General features: G+C 62.3%; 15 protein-coding genes. 7 read left to right on the top strand and 8 right to left on the bottom strand.

Annotated features, from left to right (window positions below):
• From CJU81_RS10050 to CJU81_RS10025, 6 genes are all read right to left on the bottom strand, one after another.
• On the bottom strand, positions 1-762 hold the full coding sequence (locus CJU81_RS10050; protein ID WP_095036456.1) for an SDR family oxidoreductase: 762 nt from the start codon (positions 760-762) through the stop codon (positions 1-3).
• Positions 759-2,480 (bottom strand): FAD-binding protein, encoded by a 1,722-nt coding sequence (locus tag CJU81_RS10045; protein WP_095036455.1) that lies wholly within the window; start codon positions 2,478-2,480, stop codon positions 759-761. Before CJU81_RS10045 ends, CJU81_RS10050 begins: the two co-directional genes overlap by 4 nt.
• Positions 2,477-4,222, bottom strand: coding sequence for an FAD-binding protein (locus CJU81_RS10040; protein WP_095036454.1), 1,746 nt, complete (start codon positions 4,220-4,222; stop codon positions 2,477-2,479). Before CJU81_RS10040 ends, CJU81_RS10045 begins: the two co-directional genes overlap by 4 nt.
• A 56-nt stretch (positions 4,223-4,278) precedes the next feature.
• Entirely contained in the window at positions 4,279-5,466 is a 1,188-nt protein-coding gene (locus CJU81_RS10035) for an acyl-CoA dehydrogenase family protein (protein WP_095036453.1), read from the bottom strand.
• A gap of 174 nt (positions 5,467-5,640) precedes the next feature.
• On the bottom strand, positions 5,641-7,206 hold the full coding sequence (locus tag CJU81_RS10030) for an amidase (protein ID WP_095036452.1): 1,566 nt from the start codon (positions 7,204-7,206) through the stop codon (positions 5,641-5,643).
• Positions 7,207-7,338: 132 nt separating this feature from the next.
• Positions 7,339-8,775, bottom strand: coding sequence for a coniferyl aldehyde dehydrogenase (locus CJU81_RS10025; protein ID WP_095036451.1), 1,437 nt, complete (start codon positions 8,773-8,775; stop codon positions 7,339-7,341).
• A gap of 173 nt (positions 8,776-8,948) precedes the next feature.
• Between CJU81_RS10025 and CJU81_RS10020 the strand changes: the two genes are divergently transcribed.
• The 6 genes from CJU81_RS10020 (at position 8,949) to CJU81_RS09995 (ending at position 14,996) form a co-directional block, all read left to right on the top strand.
• Complete coding sequence (locus tag CJU81_RS10020) at positions 8,949-9,929, top strand: flavin reductase family protein (RefSeq protein WP_095000070.1); 981 nt, start codon at positions 8,949-8,951, stop codon at positions 9,927-9,929.
• A 30-nt stretch (positions 9,930-9,959) separates the two neighbouring features.
• Positions 9,960-10,733 (top strand): glucose 1-dehydrogenase, encoded by a 774-nt coding sequence (locus tag CJU81_RS10015; protein WP_095036450.1) that lies wholly within the window; start codon positions 9,960-9,962, stop codon positions 10,731-10,733.
• Positions 10,734-10,835: 102 nt separating this feature from the next.
• A complete protein-coding gene (locus tag CJU81_RS10010) occupies positions 10,836-11,627 on the top strand; it encodes a fumarylacetoacetate hydrolase family protein (RefSeq protein ID WP_095036449.1) in 792 nt (263 codons plus the stop codon).
• Between the two features lie 21 nt (positions 11,628-11,648).
• Positions 11,649-12,578: an acetaldehyde dehydrogenase (acetylating) gene (locus CJU81_RS10005; protein ID WP_095036448.1), complete on the top strand. Its 930-nt coding sequence runs from the start codon at positions 11,649-11,651 to the stop codon at positions 12,576-12,578.
• A 10-nt stretch (positions 12,579-12,588) separates the two neighbouring features.
• A complete protein-coding gene (gene dmpG, locus CJU81_RS10000; protein WP_095036447.1) occupies positions 12,589-13,611 on the top strand; it encodes a 4-hydroxy-2-oxovalerate aldolase in 1,023 nt (340 codons plus the stop codon).
• Between the two features lie 71 nt (positions 13,612-13,682).
• Entirely contained in the window at positions 13,683-14,996 is a 1,314-nt protein-coding gene (locus tag CJU81_RS09995) for an MFS transporter (protein WP_095036446.1), read from the top strand.
• Here the strand turns inward: CJU81_RS09995 and CJU81_RS09990 are convergent.
• The gene (locus tag CJU81_RS09990) at positions 14,969-16,051 is read right to left on the bottom strand and encodes an NAD(P)H-dependent flavin oxidoreductase (protein WP_095036445.1); all 1,083 of its coding nucleotides are present in this window, start codon (positions 16,049-16,051) and stop codon (positions 14,969-14,971) included. The two genes, CJU81_RS09995 and CJU81_RS09990, sit on opposite strands and share 28 nt — an antisense overlap.
• A gap of 222 nt (positions 16,052-16,273) precedes the next feature.
• Entirely contained in the window at positions 16,274-17,833 is a 1,560-nt protein-coding gene (locus CJU81_RS09985) for a L,D-transpeptidase family protein (protein WP_095036444.1), read from the bottom strand.
• 145 nt (positions 17,834-17,978) lie between these two features.
• Between CJU81_RS09985 and CJU81_RS09980 the strand changes: the two genes are divergently transcribed.
• Positions 17,979-18,698 carry a murein L,D-transpeptidase catalytic domain family protein gene (locus tag CJU81_RS09980; protein WP_095036443.1) on the top strand — a complete coding sequence of 240 codons (720 nt, stop codon included), beginning with the start codon at positions 17,979-17,981 and terminating at the stop codon, positions 18,696-18,698.
• The last annotated feature ends 6 nt before the right edge of the window (positions 18,699-18,704 follow it).

The following is an 18,704-nucleotide window of genomic DNA, read 5'->3' as shown; positions in this document are numbered from 1 at the left end:
TCAGATACTCATCACAAACTGGCCGCTGTCGATCCGCAGCTCGATACCGCTGATGGCGCGGGACTCGTCACTGGCCAAAAACAACACGCTGGCAGCGACATCTTCGGGCAGGCACATGCGTCCCATGGGGTCGGCATCGATGGTCAGGCTCCACGGGTCGAGCCCGGCGGGCAGGCCCGCGGTGGTCATGGGGGTGAGGATGCCGTCAGGATGCAAAGAGTTGCAGCGAATGCGGTATTTGCGCCGACGGCACAACACCGCCACGGTGCGCGACAGGGCAGCAACCGCGCCTTTGGAAGCGCTGTAGGCAACGTAATCCTCGCGTCCGGCCACAGCCGCAATCGAAGACATGTTGATGATGGAGCCGCCCTCGCCTTCCTTCATCAGGCTTATGGCTGCGCGACAACCCAGGAAGACACTGTCGGAGTTGATGCGCTGCACCCGCTGCCAATCACTGTAGGTGGTCTGTTCGATATCGCCCTTGATCAGGATCCCGGCATTGTTGAACAGGATATCCAGGCGCCCGCAGTGCTCGCGAACGGTGTCGATCACCCGCGTCCAATGCGCTTCATTGCCCGCATCATGCTCAATAAACAATGCTTGCTCGCCGATTTCTTCAGCCAGGGCCAGGCCACCCGCCACATCGATATCGCTGATCACCACACGAGCACCTTCACGGGCGAGCAGCAGCGCCGTCGCCCTGCCCACGCCACTGGCCCCGCCGGTGATCAACGCCACCTTGCCCGCAACACGTGCGCTCATAAGGTCACCTTTGCACTGTCTGCGGGAGCGAGCCTGCTCGCGATTGTTGTGCTAGGCTCGCTCCTGACAGAGGCAGCAAGGCCGGCACGCCGCCCCGAAAACACGCAGTCGGCCAGGGACAAGCCGCTAATATAAAGGTGCGACGCCACGCCGATGGCGGTGCGCCCAGCGCTGAACAGACCGGCAATCGGCTGGCCTTGTATATCGAGGACTGCGCCATTGTCTTCATCGACTTTCAGGCCGCCCAGGGTCAGGGCACCCAAAGGAAAGATCGGGTTACCAACGCTGATATCGCAGGCATAAAACGGCCCCTTGTCCAGCACCTGGCGGCTGCCTTCAGATTTGCCAAAAGCATCCGGCCCATCACCCCGGGCACCGGCGTTATATGCGCGCAGGGCACCACTCAACTCCCCCGCCTGCATGCCGCAAACGCTGGCCAGGCGGTCGGGGTTGTCGCCCTTGCGAACCTTGAGCAGCATCAAGGCCAGCGCCGGCAGGCTCTGGAACCACCAATAGCCACCAAACAGCGCCTGGCGGATGGCCTGTTTGCGCAAGCGCGCATCCAGCACCAGCCACGCCTGCCCGCCCTGCTCATCGCACAGCGGCTGGCCAAGGGTGGCGCCGTAGACTTCTTCGTTGCAAAAACGCTGGCCATTGCTGTTGACCACAATGCCCTTGGGCCAGCAGTGCGGCGGGTTGATAAAGCGCCAGGCCGACACCCGGCTCAAACGCTCGCTGCGGGCCCCCACTGACTGCCCCAGCAGCAGACCGCTGCCATCACAGCCGGTCGCGCCCACCTTGAAGTTGCGCCTGAAGTTGGGCGCATGATCGCGGATCAGCCCGCGGTTGAAGATAAAACCACCGGTGCTGAGGATAACGGCGCGACTGGCACGGATCAGCAATGGCTGGCCATGGTCACGCTCCAGCTGGCTGACTTTGAGGCGCAGGCGGTCGCAGTAACCGGGGGCGAAGTTTTGCAGGCGCTCGGCCCGTGCCGCCAGGCGTGCATGCAAGCGCGCTTCGCGGCTGCCCTCGGGCAGGCTCCAGAACTCGGCACCCACTACCCGCCCGCTGGCATCCACCACCAGCCGGCGTGCCGCCGATTGCAACAACGGTTGCACCCCGGCCCGCAGGCACGCTGCTTTGAGGTGTCCGTACAGCACCGCGCCGCACTGGCCCTTGCCCACCGTACGATGGCCGCGGGGCGCCGGTGGCCGGGCCCCGGCATGGGAAGGCACCAGCTCATTGCCCGAGTAATACAAAAAATGGCCATCGGACGGGTACGAGGTTTTACCCCCCGGCGGTACGCTGTGGGCGTAACGGGCACCGTGGCTTTCAAGCCAGTCCAGATTGCTGACACTGTCATCGCAGAATTTTTGCAGGGTGGCGTCGCTGACCACGCCCTGGGTTTCGTGCTTGAGGTAGTCAAACATCGCTTGGGTGCTGTCGTTGAAACCTGCAGCCTGCTGATGCCGGGTGCCGCCACCGGCGTAGACCACACCACCACTTTTGGCACTCGCGCCACCGCCGGTAAAGCGGTCGGCCACAATCACCCTGGCGCCATTGCTGCTGGCCTCCAGCGCAGCGCAGGCACCCGCCGCCCCCCAACCGATCACCAGCACATCACAGGTGTCGTGCCAGTCCCGTGCGCTGAGCCGATCGGCCTGCAATGGCGCGAGGATTTTACTGTTACTGGTGGTGTTCTGCGCTCGGCTCATGACAGTGCCCGCACCTTGGCGCTGGCCGTTGCCGGCACGCTGCTGGCGATATGATTGGCGGCGATATAGCCGAAGGTCATGGCCGGGCCAAGGGTGCCACCGGCGCCCGGGTAGCTGGTACCCATCACTGATGCCGAGCAGTTGCCGATCGCGTACAGGCCGGGGATCGGCTGACCGTCCTCACGCACCACCTGAGCATGTTGATTGGTCAGCAGGCCGCCTTTGGTGCCGATGTCCCCGGCATCCAGGCGCATGGCGTAAAACGGGCCTTTGCGCAATGGCGCCAGGCACGGGTTGGGTTTGATATTGCTGTCGCCGTAGTAGCGGTCGAAGACGTTGCCGCCGCGATCGAAGTCCAGGTCGACACCGGTTTGGGCATAGCCGTTGACCTTCTGCACGGTGCTGTCCAGCCCCTGGGCATCCACACCGATCTGCATGGCCAGAGCCTCAAGGCTGTCGGCCTTCCAGTACACGGTGTTGAGCCACTCCTTGCGCAAACGGCTGTCGGGCACCACCTGGGCCGGCATCAACGGGCCCATGGCGTAATTGAAGCGAAAGTGCCCGTCGAAGATCACCCACGACGGCACTGAGCGGCCATCAGTCTTGCGATTGTCCTGGTACATGGCATCGACGAATTCAAGGTACGGCGCCGCCTCGTTGACGAAGCGCTGGCCCAGGCTGTTGACCACAATAGCCCCCGGGAACGCCCGCTCGGCAAATACACCGCGGGGTTTTTCTTCGCCGGGTACGGCAATGGTCGGTGCCCACCAGGCCCAGTCCATCAGCGCAGTGGCCGCGCCGATCTGCATGCCGGCCTCAAGCGCTGCCCCGGTATTGTTGCCCGGTGGCGTTGCGCTCCAGCTGGCACGGGTCGGCTGCGGCAAGAACTTCTCGCGCAGGGTCTGGTTCTGCTCAAATCCGCCGGAGCCGAAAATCACCGCGCGACGGGCCTTGAGTTCAAGCACCTTGCCGCCGGTGGCGACCTTGATGCCGCACACCCTATCACCGTCGAGCAACACATCCTGAAAGTCGGTGTTAAGCCACAGCGGCACGTTGCGATCCATCAGCGAACGACGCAGCGACGCCACCAGTGAGCTGCCCAGCGCAGCACGGCGGTCATATTTGCTCTTGCGCCGCCATTTGAAGTCGAGCTTGTAGCGCGCCATCAGCTTGAAGATCAGCCATTGCCAGCCAAAGCTGCGCGCCATGGCCTTGTGCGCGTCGCGGGCCGTCCAGGCAATGCGCCCCATCAACAGGGTGGAGGGTGAAGGCTTGCGCAGGTTGGGCAGTTCTTCAGCCAGCAGGCTGGTGTCGAACAGCTCCGGGTCCAGGGTGCGACCACCCGGCAAGGCGCCGGGCAGTTGCGGGTAGTAATCGGGGTATTTGTCGGCCACCGCGTAACGCACATGGCTGTTGGCCGTGAGCCTTTTGATCATCGGCGCGGCGTGATCCAGATACGCCTGCAGGCGCACCGGGTCGCCATGCTCGCCGGTGGCCGCCTTGAGGTACTGCATCGACAGCTCGGGGCTGTCCTTCCCGCCGAGCGCGGCAAAGTAATGGTTGTTGGGGATCCAGATACCACCACCGGAAATCGCCGAAGTGCCACCGTATTTATCGCTTTTTTCGACAATCAGGACCGACAGGCCCTGATCAGCCGCAAACAGGGCTGAGGTCATGGCGCCGGCGCCGGAGCCGACAACAATTACGTCATAGCTGGACTGAGACTGATCGTGAGCCGTCATTATTGTTATGCCTTGCGCTGAGGTCAGAGGTGTTTTGCCGGGTGCAGATCAGCCGATCACACAAACGGGTCCGCGTTGGGCAGGCCCAATTGCACCAGGCCATAACTGCGACGGTAAGCCGCCTCGTTATTGGCGATATGCCCGCGCGCCTGATGCAGGTCACGGAAGAAGCGCGCCACCGGGTTGGTGTTGTACAAGCCCGATGCGGCCATGCAGCGCAGCAGGTCACTGACCCGGTCGGCGCAGACATTGGTCACATGGGAAGACTGGTAGCGATACAGCAAGCGGGTTTCCACATCCGGGTATTCCCCCGCGGCGGCCAGCGCCATCAGGTTGGCGTAGTTGCGCATCAGCACCAGTTTTAACGAATCGACAGTGATGATGGCTTCAGCCACGGCAGCCTGCGCGGCCGGGTCTTCGGCGGTTTTGGCGCCATGCTTGCCGATATGCTTGGCCGCGTTGTCGCGGAACTCGTTGATCGCGCCTTGCAGTGCGCCGAGGGCCGAGGTAGAGACGGCGCGGGCAAACACCTGGGCAAACGGGATGGCGTACATCGGGTTGGTGTTGACCAGACGCCCCGGTGTGGCTTCGATGCCGTAATTGTTGGTGCGTTGCACCCGATGAGCCGGAACAAAGGCATCTTCGACGACTATGTCGTGGCTGCCGCTGCCGCGCAGGCCCAGCACGTCCCAGTTCTGCTCGATACGGTAGTCACTGGCCGGGATCAGGAAGGTGCCGTGTTCGGTAGGGCCGGTTTCGTCTTGCGGCACGATGCCGCCAAGCAGACACCACTGCGCATGCTGGCTGCCACTGGAGAAGCCCCAGCGCCCGCTGACCTGATAGCCGCCCTTGACCGGCGTAACCTTGGCCACGGGCATATAGGTCGAGGCCACCAGCACCGAGCTGTCCTCGCCCCACACATCACGCTGCGCCTCTACCGGGTAACGCGCCAGTTGCCACGGGTGCACACCCACTACGCCATAGACCCAGGCGGTGGACATGCAGCCTTCGGCCAGGGTCATCTGAATTTCAAAAAAGGTGCGCAAGTCGACTTCATGGCCGCCCCACATTTTCGGTTGCAGGGCACGAAACAGCCCGGCTTCCTGCATTTCGCGAACGGTTTCGTCAGGTAGCTTGCAGTCCTTGTCCGCCTGGGCTGAACGGCTTTTAAGCGCAGGTATCAAATTGCGCGCGCGTTGCAGCAGCTCAAGCTCAATCGGACTTTTCTCTCGTATCTGATCCATCCGTGTGTTCTCCGTCAGTCTCTCGCTGCGCGAATGCGCGGGCGGTGTGTGACGAATAATCCCGCCAGCGGGGTTGTGGATCATCGTCAAAGCGGACTAGTCGGGATATCGAGTGAAGGCTGGCCCTCAGCCCGACCCTTTCCCTAAGGCAGAGGGTTGGGCTGAGGGCGCTTTTTAAACCACCGGCAACTTCGCAAAAGGCCGATCCTGCTCGATCTGCGCGCCCAAACGCAGCAACACGTCTTCACCGCCCAATGGCGCGGTGAACATCATGCCGATGGGCAGGCCGTTGTCGCTCATACCCACCGGCAACGACAGCGCCGGTTGCCCGCTAACGTTGGCCAGTACGGTAAAAGCCGCGCTGCCCATGGCGTTGTGGGCATAGCTGTCCCACGGCTGATCCAGGCTCAGCAGGCCCAGGTCGGGGGTGACGTTGGCCGTGACTGGCGAGAGGATCACATCAAATTTCTGGAATTGGTCTTCCATGTAGCCGCCAATGCTTTCGAACGACTGGCGAGCCCGATACAGGCCCTCTCCGGTGACTTTTTGGGCATTGCCCAGTACCACCTGGGTGATGCGCTCGTAATCGTCGGCGGTGGCGCTGCGGCCCAGCGCTTGCTCACGATCGTGCACCATGGTCAGCAAGGCATCGCCAACCACCGAGCCGTGTGCTCCAAACAACTGCCGCGGGTCGATGCTCAGGCGCAGCTCTTCGACCTCATGGCCCTGCGCTGCCAGACGCCTGGCTGTGTCGTCCAGTACCCGGGCCACCGCCGGGTCCAGGGGCGAGCCGGTCAGCGAATCACGCACCACACCGATACGCAAACGGCCCGGCGCGGCGCGCAGCTCTTCAACATAAGGACGTACCAGGGGTTTGGCCCAATAAGGACTGCCCGCCTCATGCCCCTGCCCCACGTCCATAAACAGCGCCATATCGCGCATATTGCGCGACACCACGTTGCCCACGCTGGCTCCGAACCAGCCCTCGTACTTGCCCGGGCCGCTAGGCGTGCGGTAACGCGTGGGCTTGAGCCCGACCAGCCCGCAATAGGACGCCGGAATGCGGATCGAGCCGCCGCCGTCCGTGGCATGGGCCACCGGCACAATACCTGCGGCTACCGCCGAAGCCGCTCCGCCGGACGAGCCACCGGCGCTTTTGGCCAGGTTCCAGGGGTTGCGGGTCTGGCCCCACAGCAGGGATTCGGTGGTGGTGGTCAGGCCGAATTCCGGGCAGGTTGTCTTGCCAAACGGCACAGCCCCGGCCGCCTGGTAACGGGCAATCAGGGTACTGGTGTGAGGCGCTGGCGGCGCGTCCTTGTACAACCGGCTGCCATTGGTGGTGCGGGTACCTTCTAGGTAGGTGTTGAGGTCCTTGATCAGGATCGGCACCCCGGCAAGCGCACCGGTGGTGGAAGCGCCACTGGCGCTGCGGGCCTTGAGCAATGCCTGGGCGTAGTCGTCGTGACGCATATTGACGGCATTGACCTTGGGGTTGACGGCATCACAACGGGCCATGGCCGCTGCCAGCAGAGTGTGCGGGCTGAGTTCACCCTTTTGCACCGCGCGGGCCATGTCAGTGGCGTCCATTGCCAGGTACTCGGCGGACGAAATGGCGGTGCCTTCAGCGGCATTGGCAAAACGCCCCAGCAGCCCGGCCCCCACGGCCAGGGCGCCAGCTTTGAGGACATGGCGACGGGGCCAGCCAGAGGATTGTTCAGGTGTTTCGGCAGGGTTTGGCAAGGTCAATCTCCAGAGCAAATCTTGTTTTTATTTAAAGAACAACGCCCCTGGTGGGAGCGAGCCTGCTCGCGAAGAGATGCATAGCATCAAGGACTTCGCGAGCAGGCTCGCTCCCACAGGGCATTTCGGGTTTCAGTCGGCGGTGACCATCGCCTGCATGGCGGGCAAAAAGTGCTCGCCATAAGGCGGCAACAGGCCCCACTCGCGGCGCGGGTCGTGGGCCGGGGCCTTGTACACGGTGCGCATATGGCTGAACTCCAGGAAGCCTTCGCGACCGTGGTAGTGGCCCATGCCCGAAGCCCCAACCCCACCAAACGGTGCGTCGTGCAAGGCCGCGTGCATCATCACGTCGTTGATGCTGACACCACCGGAAATCGTGTGCTGCAGCACATGGCGCTGCTCTTCTTCACTTTGCCCGAAGTAGTACAGCGCCAGCGGGCGCTCGCGCGAGTGGATATCGGCGAGGGCGCGATCAAGCTGCTCATAGGGCAACAGCACCAGCGCTGGGCCAAAAATTTCTTCTTGCATGATCTGGCTGTCGCGCGGCGGGTTGATCACCACTTGCAACGGCCGCCGGCGAGTCACTGCGTCGACCTCAAGGGCTTGTGGGAAGCACTCTGTGCGCGCACCGCGTTCGCGGGCATCCTGCACATACCCTTCGATACGGTGCAGGTGGCGGGCGTTGACCACCGCGACCACGTCCGGGTTGGCGTCGGTGGCGGGCAGCAACTCAGTGTAGGCAGCACCCAGCAGGCCAATCAGGTCTTCCATCTGTTCCCGAGGCACATACACCACGTCCGGGTTGATGCAGATTTGCCCGCCGTTGTTGGCCTTGGCCACCGCAATACTGAAGGCCGCCTTGGCCAGGTCGGCACTACGGGAAATGATCACCGGCGACTTGCCGCCCAGTTCCAGGGTCAGCGGCACCAGGTTTTGCGCCGCATTACGCATCACTGAACGCGCTACTGCGGTGCTGCCGGTAAATACCAGATGATCGAAGGGTTGTGCAGTGAACACTTGCGCCAGTTCTGCATCGCCGGTCACCACGGCAACTTCCAGGGGGTCGAACAGCTCGGCAAACGCCCCAGCCAGTACCTGTGCCGTACGCGGCACCACTTCCGAAGGTTTGAGAATCGCTCGGTTGCCTGCCGCCAGCACGCAGGCCAAAGGGCTGAGCAAGGTGAACAACGGCGCATTCCAGGTGCCGAGAATGCCGATGCTGCCCTTGGGCTGGTGCATCACCCAGGCCTTGGCGCCCAACTGGTCATAGGGTGCAAATACTTGGCGCGGCTCGTCTGCAACCCAGTGCTCAAGATGGTCGCGGGCATATTTGAGCGAGGCCAGCGAGCCCAGCACGTCATTCATCAAGGAAAAACCTTGGGGCCTGCCGCCAAAGTCGGCGTCTATCGCTTCGACCAGTGGCTGCTGGTAACGCACCAGCAGCTCTATCACCCGCTGGATACGCTCCCGGCGTTGCTCGGCACTGACGTGGCCTGCGTCGACAAAGGCTTCTTTCTGCGCCGCCAACAGGCTGGTCAGCTGTTCTGGAGCAGTGCTGCTGAACGTCATGGATAAGTCCTCTGATACACCGGTTCGATCAACCGACGCTAGCGAACTAGGCCCCGCAATGCCTCGTCCGATCGGACGATAATCGGCCATATCCGTTAGTCCATTAAGACGATGTACCCCCCGTGAGCCAGGGGAATACTGCCAGCACGAAAATTCAATCCATGAGGTTCGTCATGGCAGTGCAAAGCAGTTTTGACCCGCAGGCATTCCGTACCGCGCTGGGCACCTTCACCACCGGGGTGACGATCATCACCACCCAGGCTGAAGATGGCTCGCCCATCGGCATTACGGCCAACAGTTTCAACTCGGTATCGCTCAACCCGCCGCTGGTGCTGTGGAGCCTGGCCAAGTCCGCCCGCAGCCTGCCGGTATTCAGTGCCGGTTCGCACTGGAACGTGCATGTGCTGTCGACCGAGCAGGAACCTCTGTCCGGCCGCTTTGCGATGCAGGGCGAGAACAAGTTTGCTGAAATCGAGCTCGATAACGGCATCAGTCCCGCGCCATTGCTGCAGGACTGCACCGCCAGGTTCCAGTGCCGCACCGCCTTTCAGTATGAAGGTGGCGACCATGTGATCTTTGTCGGGGAAGTCCTCGCCTTCGATCACAGTGACCGGGCACCGCTGGCCTTTCAAAGTGGCCAATATGCGTTGGCAACCCGCAAGCCGCGCAGCGAGTTGCGCCTGGCAACCACCCCGCCACCGCCGGAATGCAGTTACACCGAAGACCTGCTCGGTTACTTGCTGGGCCGCGCCCATTACCAGCTGCTCGACGCCCTGCATCGCCTGCTGAGCAATCAGCAACTGGACGAACATGCGTTTTTCATCCTGTCGGTACTGTGCATTCGCGACAACCTGACCCTGGATGAAATCAACCATTTTGTCAGCTACACCGGGCATGTGGTGAGCGTGGCAAGCATGCGTTTTCTGGAAAAGCAGAACCTGGTCGCCCTTGAAGGCAGCCAGCAGGCACCGCGTTATGTGCTGACCGCCACCGGCCGCGAGGCCTCGCTGCAACAGGTGGCGCTGGCCAAGGCAGTGGAAGAAAACGTGTCGGCGCGACTCGCTCCGGGCGATGCCCAGGCGCTCAAAGTGCTGCTCAAGCGCCTGATCGCAGCCAGTGATCCCGGCTTGCCCGACTTGTGGGCGCCCCGCTAGTTTTCTACCTAAAAAGGAAAAGGATTCTCTATGAACATTATTCAGCGCTTCAACCTCAACGGTAGCGTGGCGGTGATCACCGGCGGCGGCCGCGGCATCGGTCGCGGCATCGCCCTGGCCTACGCCGAGGCGGGCGCCGATGTGGTCCTGGCCGCCCGCACCCTGAGCGACGTTGAAGCCGTGGCCGAAGAAGTACGCAGCCTGGGCCGCCGGGCCCTGGCCCTGAGCTGTGACGTCAATGACAGCGAACAGCGCAACGCGCTGGTGACCCAGGCCCGCGAGCAGATGGGCCGCATCACCCACCTGGTCAACAATGCCGGCGGCGCCGGGCCCAACGATCCGCTGACCCTGAGCGTTGAGCGTTTTGAAGAAATCATGCGTTTCAACGTGTCTTCGGCCTATCACCTGAGCCAGCTGTGCGTACCGCATATGCGTGAAGCCGGCAGCGGCAACATCCTCAATATCACCTCGGGCGCGGCGCGTTATGCGCAAACCCAATTCAGCGCCTACGGCACCGCTAAGGCCGCGTTGAGCCATATGACCCGCCTGCTGGCCCAGGACTTTGCGCCGCAGGTACGGGTCAACGGCATTGCCCCTGGCCCGGTGCTGACTGCCGCCCTCAATGGCGTACTCCCGGTGGCCATGCGCGACGGCATGATCAAGGCCACGCCGCTGCAAAGCCTGGGCGAAGTTGAAGACATCGCCGCGGCGGCACTGTACCTGGCCAGCCCCGCTTCACGTTGGGTCACCGGCAAGATCCTGGAAGTGGACGGCGGCGCCGAATCGAGCGTCTGGCCGGGTTGAGCCACCATCAAACCGTGGGAGCGAGCCTGCTCGCGAAGAAGTTTCGCGAGCAGGCTCGCTCCCACAAGAGGATTTTCTGCATAGCCTCCCGAGAGCCAATTTATGGACACACAGTTGATTGAAGCCCTGGGCGACGAGCTGTTTCACGCCCTGCGTGAACGCCGCAGCCTGCAGCCATTGACCGCCCGCTACCCGGACTTGACGCTGGACACCGCCTACCGGATTTCCCTGCGCTTTTTGCAACGCCGCCAGGCCTTGGGCGAGCAAGTGGTCGGCAAAAAAATCGGCGTTACCAGCCGCGCCGTGCAGGAAATGCTCGATGTACACCAGCCTGACTTCGGTTTTTTGACTGACCGCATGCAAGTCGCCGACAACAGCGACGTCAGCTTCGCCGCCCACCAGTTGGTGCAGCCACGGGCTGAAGGCGAAATCGCCTTTATCCTTGGCGAAGACCTGCACGGCCCCGGCATCACCGCCGAAGATGTGATGGCGGCCAGCCAATGGGTGGTGCCGTGCTTCGAGATTGTCGACTCGCGCATTGCCGACTGGAAAATCCGCATTCAGGACACCGTGGCCGACAACGCTTCCTGCGGCGTGTTCGCCCTGGGTGAACAACGCATCAACCCACGCGAACTGGACCTGGCCAAGGTCGAGCTGCACTTGCGCAAAAACGGTCAGCCCTCCGGTCACGGCTTCGGCTCGGCAGTCCAGGGCCACCCCTGCGAGGCCGTGGCCTGGCTGGCCAATACCCTGGGCAAGTTCGACATCCCGTTTCGCAAGGGCGAAATCATTCTTTCCGGCGCACTCGCGCCGCTGGTACCGGTACAACCCGGCGACGAGGTCAGCCTGACCCTCAGCGGCCTGGGCTCTGCCCGCCTGCGCTTTGTGCCCTAACCCCTGTTCGAGACTTTCCCCATGAGCAAAAAGATCAAATGTGCCCTGATCGGGCCGGGCAATATCGGCACCGATCTGCTTTACAAGCTACTGCGCAGCGAGGTGCTCGAGCCCGTGTGGATGGTGGGCATCGACGCCACCTCCGAAGGCCTGAGCCGCGCCCGCGAAATGGGCCTGAAGACCACCAGTGACGGGGTCGACGGCCTGTTGCCGCACGTGCTGGCTGACAATATCCAGATCGCCTTCGACGCCACTTCAGCTTATGTGCATGCTGAAAACAGCCGCAAACTGAATGAGCTGGGCGTGCTGATGATCGACCTGACGCCTGCCGCCATCGGCCCGTATTGCGTACCGCCGGTCAACCTCAAGGCCAACCTCAAGCGCGGCGCCATGAACGTCAATATGGTCACCTGCGGCGGTCAGGCGACCATTCCGCTGGTGGCGGCCGTGTCCAGCGTACAGCCGGTGGCTTACGCCGAAATCGTCGCTACCGCCGCGTCCAAATCGGTGGGCCCGGGCACGCGCAAGAATATCGACGAATTCACCCGCACCACGGCCAGTGCCATCGAACAGGTAGGCGGCGCGAAAAAGGGCAAGGCAATCATTATCGTCAACCCGGCTGAGCCACCGCTGATCATGCGCGATACCGTGCATTGCCTGACTGAAACCGAACCGGATCAAGCCGCGATCAGCCTCGCCATCTCCACCATGATCGAGCAGGTGCAGCAGTATGTGCCGGGCTACAAGCTGGTCAACGGCCCGGTGTTCGACGGCAACCGGGTATCGATTTTCATGGAGGTTGAAGGCCTGGGCGACTACCTGCCCAAATACGCCGGCAACCTGGACATCATGACCGCCGCGGCCGCACGCACCGCTGAAATGTTCGCCGAGGAAATCCTCAAGGGCGAGCTGCAACTCAAGGCATCAGCCCCACAACCTGCCATCGCTTAAGGAGCCGATCATGGATCTTCGCGGCAAAAAAATTACCGTGCATGACATGTGCCTGCGCGACGGCATGCACCCCAAGCGTCACCAGATCAGCCTGCAGCAGATGAAAGACATCGCCTGCGGCCTGGACGCAGCCGGCGTGCCGCTGATTGAGGTCACCCATGGCGACGGCCTGGGCGGCAGTTCGGTGAACTACGGCTTCCCGGCGCACACCGATGAGCAGTACCTGTCGGCCGTGATCCCGATGATGAAACAGGCCAGGGTATCGGCCCTGCTGCTGCCCGGTATCGGCACAGTTGACCATCTGCAAATGGCCTATGAGCTAGGGGTTAACACCATCCGCGTGGCGACCCACTGCACCGAGGCGGACGTGTCGGAGCAGCATATTTCCTATGCCCGCAAGCTGGGCATGGACACTGTGGGTTTTCTGATGATGGCCCATATGAACAGCCCCGAGGGGCTGGTCAAGCAAGGCAAATTGATGGAGAGCTTCGGTGCCAACTGCGTGTACCTCACCGATTCGGCCGGCTACATGCTGCCCCACGATATCAAGGCACGGGTTGCGGCCCTGCGTGCAGCCCTGAATCCGGATACCGAGATCGGCTTTCACGGCCATCACAATCTGTCGATGGGCGTGTCCAACTCCATCGCGGCCATCGAAGCCGGTGCCACGCGTATCGACGCCGCCGCGGCCGGGCTGGGTGCCGGTGCGGGCAATACACCCATGGAAATCCTGGTGGCGGTGTGTGACCGCATGGGTATTGAAACCGGGGTCAGTGTGTTCGGCATTCAGGACGTGGCCGAGGATCTGGTGGTGCCGATCATGGACTTCCCGATCCGCAGCGACCGCGATGCCCTGACCATGGGGTATGCCGGGGTGTATGGCTCGTTCCTGCTGTTTGCCAAGCGCGCCGAGAAAAAGTACGGCGTGCCGGCACGGGAAATACTGGTGGAGATGGGGCGCCGCGGCATGGTTGGCGGCCAGGAAGACATGATCGAAGACACCGCCATGACCCTGGCGCGCCAGCGGGCCTGAGGCATCGCACCTTGCCGAAGGCGCTGACCGGGTCAGCGCCTTCGGCGTTTTTATCTGACAGGAAATCTACCATGTCCAACGCTCACGTCGGCTGGCGCAGCCATGCCTTGCTGTTATTGCTGGCAGCAGTGTTTGCCGACAACTTTGTCGGGCGCCAGATTCTGGCGGTGATGATTGAGCCGATCAAAGCCGAATTCGGCGTCAGTGACACGGCGATGGGGCTGATTTCCGGTCTGGCCTTTGCCGCAGTATTCGCCCTGCTGGCCTTGCCTGCCGGGCGCCTGGCCGACCGTATGGTGCGCACCCGCTTGCTGGCGATCGCCTGTTTGCTGTGGGCCGTGGCAACCATGCTGTGCGGGCTGGCAGTGAGCTTCTGGATGCTCGCCCTGGCACGCATGGCCGTGGCGGTGAGCGAGTCGCCGACCACCTCGACATCGATGTCGATCATTGCCGACCTGTACCCGCCCCATCGCCGTTCGTTTGCCATCAGTTGCTTCACTGCGGCACCGACCTTCTCTGCAGTGATCGGTCTGAGCCTGGGCGCCTGGGTGGTCGAGCAGTATGGCTGGCGCACCGCGTTTATCGCGATCGGCATGCCGGCGCTGATGTTTTCCACGCTGCTGGCCTTTGTGGTGAAGGACCCGGCGCGTGGCCGCTGGGACCTGGCCAGCGCCCATGCGGCCCACCCCCTGCAAAGCATGGGCATTGAAGCACGCAAACTCTGGGCCCTGCCCGCCTACCGCTGCCTGGTGATGGCTGGCGGCTTGACGACCTTGGGCTCGTATGCGATCGGCATGTGGAACACCAGTTTTCTGGTGCGCTCCCACGGCTTGTCACTGCAACATGCAGGGCTGCTGGCGGGTTTTATCTGTGGCGGCTTTGCCGGGATCGGCGCGTTGTTCAGCGGCTGGCTAAGTGACCACCTGACCCGGCGCAACCCGCACTGGCAAGTGGGTATTCCGGTGATCGGGCATGTGACGGCACTCAGTGCGCTGTTCGCTTACCTGCTATGGCCAAACACGGTGTGGCTGCATGTGGGCAGCGTGCCGGTGCCCAGTGCGATGCTGTTGTGCGCGCTCTACAGCTTTTTTTCGGTGTGGTGGGTGGCGCCGTCGTTCAATCTGATCACACAACTGGTTCCGGCCAACCGCCGGGGTACGGCGATGGCCTTGCAGACCATTATTTCGACCCTGCTGGGGATTGGCCTGGGGCCGTTGCTGGCCGGTTTGCTCAGCGATGCCCTGCAGCCGGCGTTCGGTATTGAATCGCTGCGCTATGCATTACTGCTGGTAAGCCTGCCGGTGGCAGGTGCAATCATGCTACTGATTCGCACCGCCAGCCATGCCGGGCAAAACCGCTACATGCATGCAGAACGGGCGATATAGTCCTCGACAAACTGGCGTGTCAGCTCAAAGGACGACAGTTCGGCGGTGCGCCCGGGGCTCAGGGGGAAAGCCTGACCTGCCCAGAGGTTGATAAAGTCGCCGCTGTCAGCGGCAGATTTGGCCTTGAGCGGCAACAGCACGCCCCCGGCCAACGGAAAGGCTGGCGACTGGGGATTGATCGGGCCCAGTTCGCGCATCACCCGATTGACGATGCCGCGTGCTGGCCGCCCGGTAAACAGGTTGGTCAGCGCGGTGTCACTGGCACTCGCCTCGCGCAACGCACGGTGATGAGCCTTGGCCAGTTTTGCCTCGGGGCAAAACAGGTACGCGGTGCCGATTTGCACCGCACTGGCGCCCAGGGCAAACGCCGCCGCAATCCCTCGCGCATCGGCGATACCGCCTGCGGCGATCACCGGCACCGACACGGCATCGACGATCTGCGGCACCAGGGCGAAGGTGCCGATTTGCGTGGTCAGTTCACGGTGCAGGAACATCGCCCGATGCCCGCCCGCTTCGTAGCCCATGGCGATAATTGCGTCACAGCCGTGCTCCTCCAGCCATTGCGCCTCGTCAACCGTCGTGGCTGAACTGAGCACCTTGGCCCCGCTGGCCTTGACCCTGGCCACGAACTCCGGTGCCGGCAGGGCAAAGTGAAAACTCACCACTTCGGGGCGCAGTTCCTCGACGAGGGCGCAGGTGGCTTCATCGAATGGCGCGCGGCTGGATACCGGGGTCGGCGCGTCATAGTCGGCACCGAGTTCACTGTAATAGGGCTTGAACAGCGATTTCCACTGCTCGATGGCAGCCTCGTCGTACTCCGGTGGCTGGTGGCAGAAAAAGTTCAGGTTAAGTGGCTGGTCGCAGGCAGCACGAAAGGCTGCCACCTCGTTGCGGATCGCCTCCAGACTCAACGTGGCACAGGCCAGGGAACCCAGCCCTCCGGCCTTTGCGACGCCGATCATGATATCGGCGCCAGCGCCCAGCATCGGTGCCTGGATCAGGGGATGGGCAATGCCCAGCAGATCGGTGAAGCGCGAATCGGGCCAGCAGCTCATGAGGGCTCTCAGGGTCGACAATCGGGAGCTGGATACTAGGGGCTCTCCTGCGGGTGAGGCAAGTTACCCGGGACTATGTAGTCGCTGAGGAGCGAAGCGAGGCTGCGATCGAGCGCGAAGCGCTCGTGAGTTCAGGTACGGCCCTCGGTTTTGCGACTGCTTCGCAGCCGATCGCAGCCTCGCTTCGCTCCTCAGCGACTACGCTAAGCGCGTACAACCCTATTATTTTTTGCCAGCCAGTGCCGCAATCAAGGCCGGGTCATGATTGTAGATATCCGGCGCATAGGTCACCTTGCCGTCCTTGCTTGCCTGGGCCGTCCAGTAGGTCATTAGAATGGGTGTCGGGTTGGACAGCCTGAATTCGTTGGTCAGGCCGGTACTCAACAACTCTTCGGTACGCACTTTTTCCGCAGGTGTCACCAGCAAGTCACGCAGCTGGAACACCGCTTCAACCCGCACGCAACCGGAACTGAAAGCCCGTGGCCCCTTGCTGAACAAGGCCTGGCTAGGCGTGTCGTGCAGGTACACCGAGAACGGATTGGGGAAGCGGATGGCAATTCGGCCCAACGGGTTTCTCGGCCCCGCACCCTGGCGCAGCAGGATATTGCCCGGACGGTCCCAGTCAATGTCCTGGGCCGCCAGCGGCTGGCCGTTGCTGTCCACGATCTGCAGGTCCTGACGGCTCAGGAAAGTCGGATCGCGGCGAATCTGCGGCAGTTTGTCTTCGCGAAAGATGGTCGGCGGAATGGTCCAGGTCGGGTTGAGCGTAAGGCGGTTGACCCGGGACTTGAGCAACGGCGTCTGGCGCTCCGCACGGCCAACCTGGGTGCGGGTCTGCCACACCGGTACACCGTTGCGGTACACGGTCAGCTGCGCTGCGGGCACATTGACCAACAGGATATCGGGCTCCAGATCCTGGGCGATCCAGCGAAAACGCTCCAGGTTGATGCGCAGCTGTTCACGCCGCGCCTGGGGGCTGATGTTGAGTTCTTTAAGGGTACCCGCACCGATTACGCCGTCGGCCTGCAACGAATGGTCAAGCTGAAAGCTCTTCACCGCCGCCACCAGCTCATTGCTGTAGTGGTGACCTACAGTCGCTGGCATGTGGCTGAGGTAGCCTTCGCTGACCAGCCGCCGGACCAGTTCGGGCACTCGCGCATCCTCAGCCCCCGGACGCAGCAACGGGCCGCTTGCCAGCGGTTGCCATTGTGGCAAAGGTTGTTGGCGCTGACGGGCATAGACCCGGCGCAGGTTTTGATACAGCTCGTTTTGCGGCCGTGCCTGTTCAAAGGCCCGGGGCAAGTCCGCCAGACCAGGGCCGGCAAGGGCCAGAATGCGGGCCTGGCGGTCTTGTGTCACCTCACTGGCATGCCATACCGGCTCGAACCGCGACTGCTGCAGGCGACCATAGTGCAGATCCTGCAAGGCTTGCAGATACTGCTGGCTGATCCCGATATCAGCACACAGATCCCCCGCTGCAGGCAACTTGTAGTTGCCGGGGTCCAGACCGTCATCCGCCAACTGCGCCAGCGCCCCTTGCAGGGCGCTCAAACGGCCATTGACCGACCACAGGGGCTGGTCATTTTGCCCTTGATATAACCCTTGCAGCATTCGCAGCATCGGCTCATTGACCCGTGGCGCCAGCCCCGGGCAGGCTTGCGGCAGCTGGCTGAGCGCCTGCTGCACCGGGCTTGCGGTGCCTGACTGCAGAGGATCGGCTACAGCGACCAGTGGCACAGTCAGTAAGGCAATGCTCAAGTAAAATGCGCGTTTTTTGAACAACTGCTTTACTCCAATTAAGGGCCGTCATCTTTTAACTTCAGCTCAATCAGCGGTCACGGCAAACCCACAGGCTAGCAGTTAAAACACAAGCGCCAAGTTATCGGCGCAGCATTACTGGTCTGACCACATCGAGAACACGCTAATCATGCTCAACTTTTTACGCCGTTTTTGCTTTGCAGCCATCGCCTTAAGCGCAACCTGCAATACTGCCTACGCTGCTAATCCGCTCTTGCTCAACAAGCTCAGCCATGCCGCTCCGGAACTCAACCCGCAGGCCCTGAAAAGTGCCCTGAGCGCCATGCAGTGCGCGGTCAACAACGGCGCCAAGCAGGCCCGACATCTGGCGGTAATCGACTTCTCGCAACCTTCGACTGCTCGCCGTCTCTGGATCTTTGACCTGAACCGCAAGACATTGGTTCTGCGCGATCTGGTGGCCCACGGCAAAGAATCCGGCGAAAACTTCGCCACCAGTTTCTCCAATACCGAAGGCAGCAACCAGTCCAGCCTCGGGCTGTTCAGCACCCAGGAAAGCTATGTAGGCAGCCACGGTTACTCATTGCGCATGGACGGCCTTGAGCCGGGTATCAATGACCAGGCCCGTGAGCGGGCGATCGTGATCCATCCAGCCAATTACGTGAGCCCGCGGTGGAGCAAGACCCAGGGCCGCATAGGCCGCAGCCTTGGCTGCCCGGCGGTCCGCCCGCAAGTGGCGCGTCAGGTCGTTGATAAACTCAAAAATGGCCAGTTCATGTTTGCCTGGTACCCGGACCAGCAATGGCTGCAATCTTCGGCCTATGTCAACTGCCAGCCACGTCAGGTGGCGAGCATCATGTCGGCCAGGCATGAAGTCGCACCCGGGGGTTGAAAACAC

Origin of the sequence: Pseudomonas fragi, from assembly GCF_002269505.1 — a bacterium.
Classification (GTDB): domain Bacteria; phylum Pseudomonadota; class Gammaproteobacteria; order Pseudomonadales; family Pseudomonadaceae; genus Aquipseudomonas; species Aquipseudomonas fragi_D.
The sequence above is the reverse complement of the archived record's forward strand: the minus strand, read 5'-3'. Positions and strand labels throughout refer to the sequence as shown.

Excerpts from the sequence above, each read along its gene's own strand:
- CJU81_RS10050 (WP_095036456.1), bottom strand. The coding sequence starts at position 762 with ATGAGCGCACGTGTTGCGGGCAAGGTGGCGTTGATCACCGGCGGGGCC.
- CJU81_RS10045 (WP_095036455.1), bottom strand. The coding sequence starts at position 2,480 with ATGAGCCGAGCGCAGAACACCACCAGTAACAGTAAAATCCTCGCGCCA.
- CJU81_RS10040 (WP_095036454.1), bottom strand. The coding sequence starts at position 4,222 with ATGACGGCTCACGATCAGTCTCAGTCCAGCTATGACGTAATTGTTGTC.
- CJU81_RS10035 (WP_095036453.1), bottom strand. The coding sequence starts at position 5,466 with ATGGATCAGATACGAGAGAAAAGTCCGATTGAGCTTGAGCTGCTGCAA.
- CJU81_RS10025 (WP_095036451.1), bottom strand. The coding sequence starts at position 8,775 with ATGACGTTCAGCAGCACTGCTCCAGAACAGCTGACCAGCCTGTTGGCG.
- CJU81_RS10020 (WP_095000070.1), top strand. The coding sequence starts at position 8,949 with ATGGCAGTGCAAAGCAGTTTTGACCCGCAGGCATTCCGTACCGCGCTG.
- CJU81_RS10015 (WP_095036450.1), top strand. The coding sequence starts at position 9,960 with ATGAACATTATTCAGCGCTTCAACCTCAACGGTAGCGTGGCGGTGATC.
- CJU81_RS10010 (WP_095036449.1), top strand. The coding sequence starts at position 10,836 with ATGGACACACAGTTGATTGAAGCCCTGGGCGACGAGCTGTTTCACGCC.
- CJU81_RS10005 (WP_095036448.1), top strand. The coding sequence starts at position 11,649 with ATGAGCAAAAAGATCAAATGTGCCCTGATCGGGCCGGGCAATATCGGC.
- dmpG (WP_095036447.1), top strand. The coding sequence starts at position 12,589 with ATGGATCTTCGCGGCAAAAAAATTACCGTGCATGACATGTGCCTGCGC.
- CJU81_RS09995 (WP_095036446.1), top strand. The coding sequence starts at position 13,683 with ATGTCCAACGCTCACGTCGGCTGGCGCAGCCATGCCTTGCTGTTATTG.
- CJU81_RS09990 (WP_095036445.1), bottom strand. The coding sequence starts at position 16,051 with ATGAGCTGCTGGCCCGATTCGCGCTTCACCGATCTGCTGGGCATTGCC.
- CJU81_RS09980 (WP_095036443.1), top strand. The coding sequence starts at position 17,979 with ATGCTCAACTTTTTACGCCGTTTTTGCTTTGCAGCCATCGCCTTAAGC.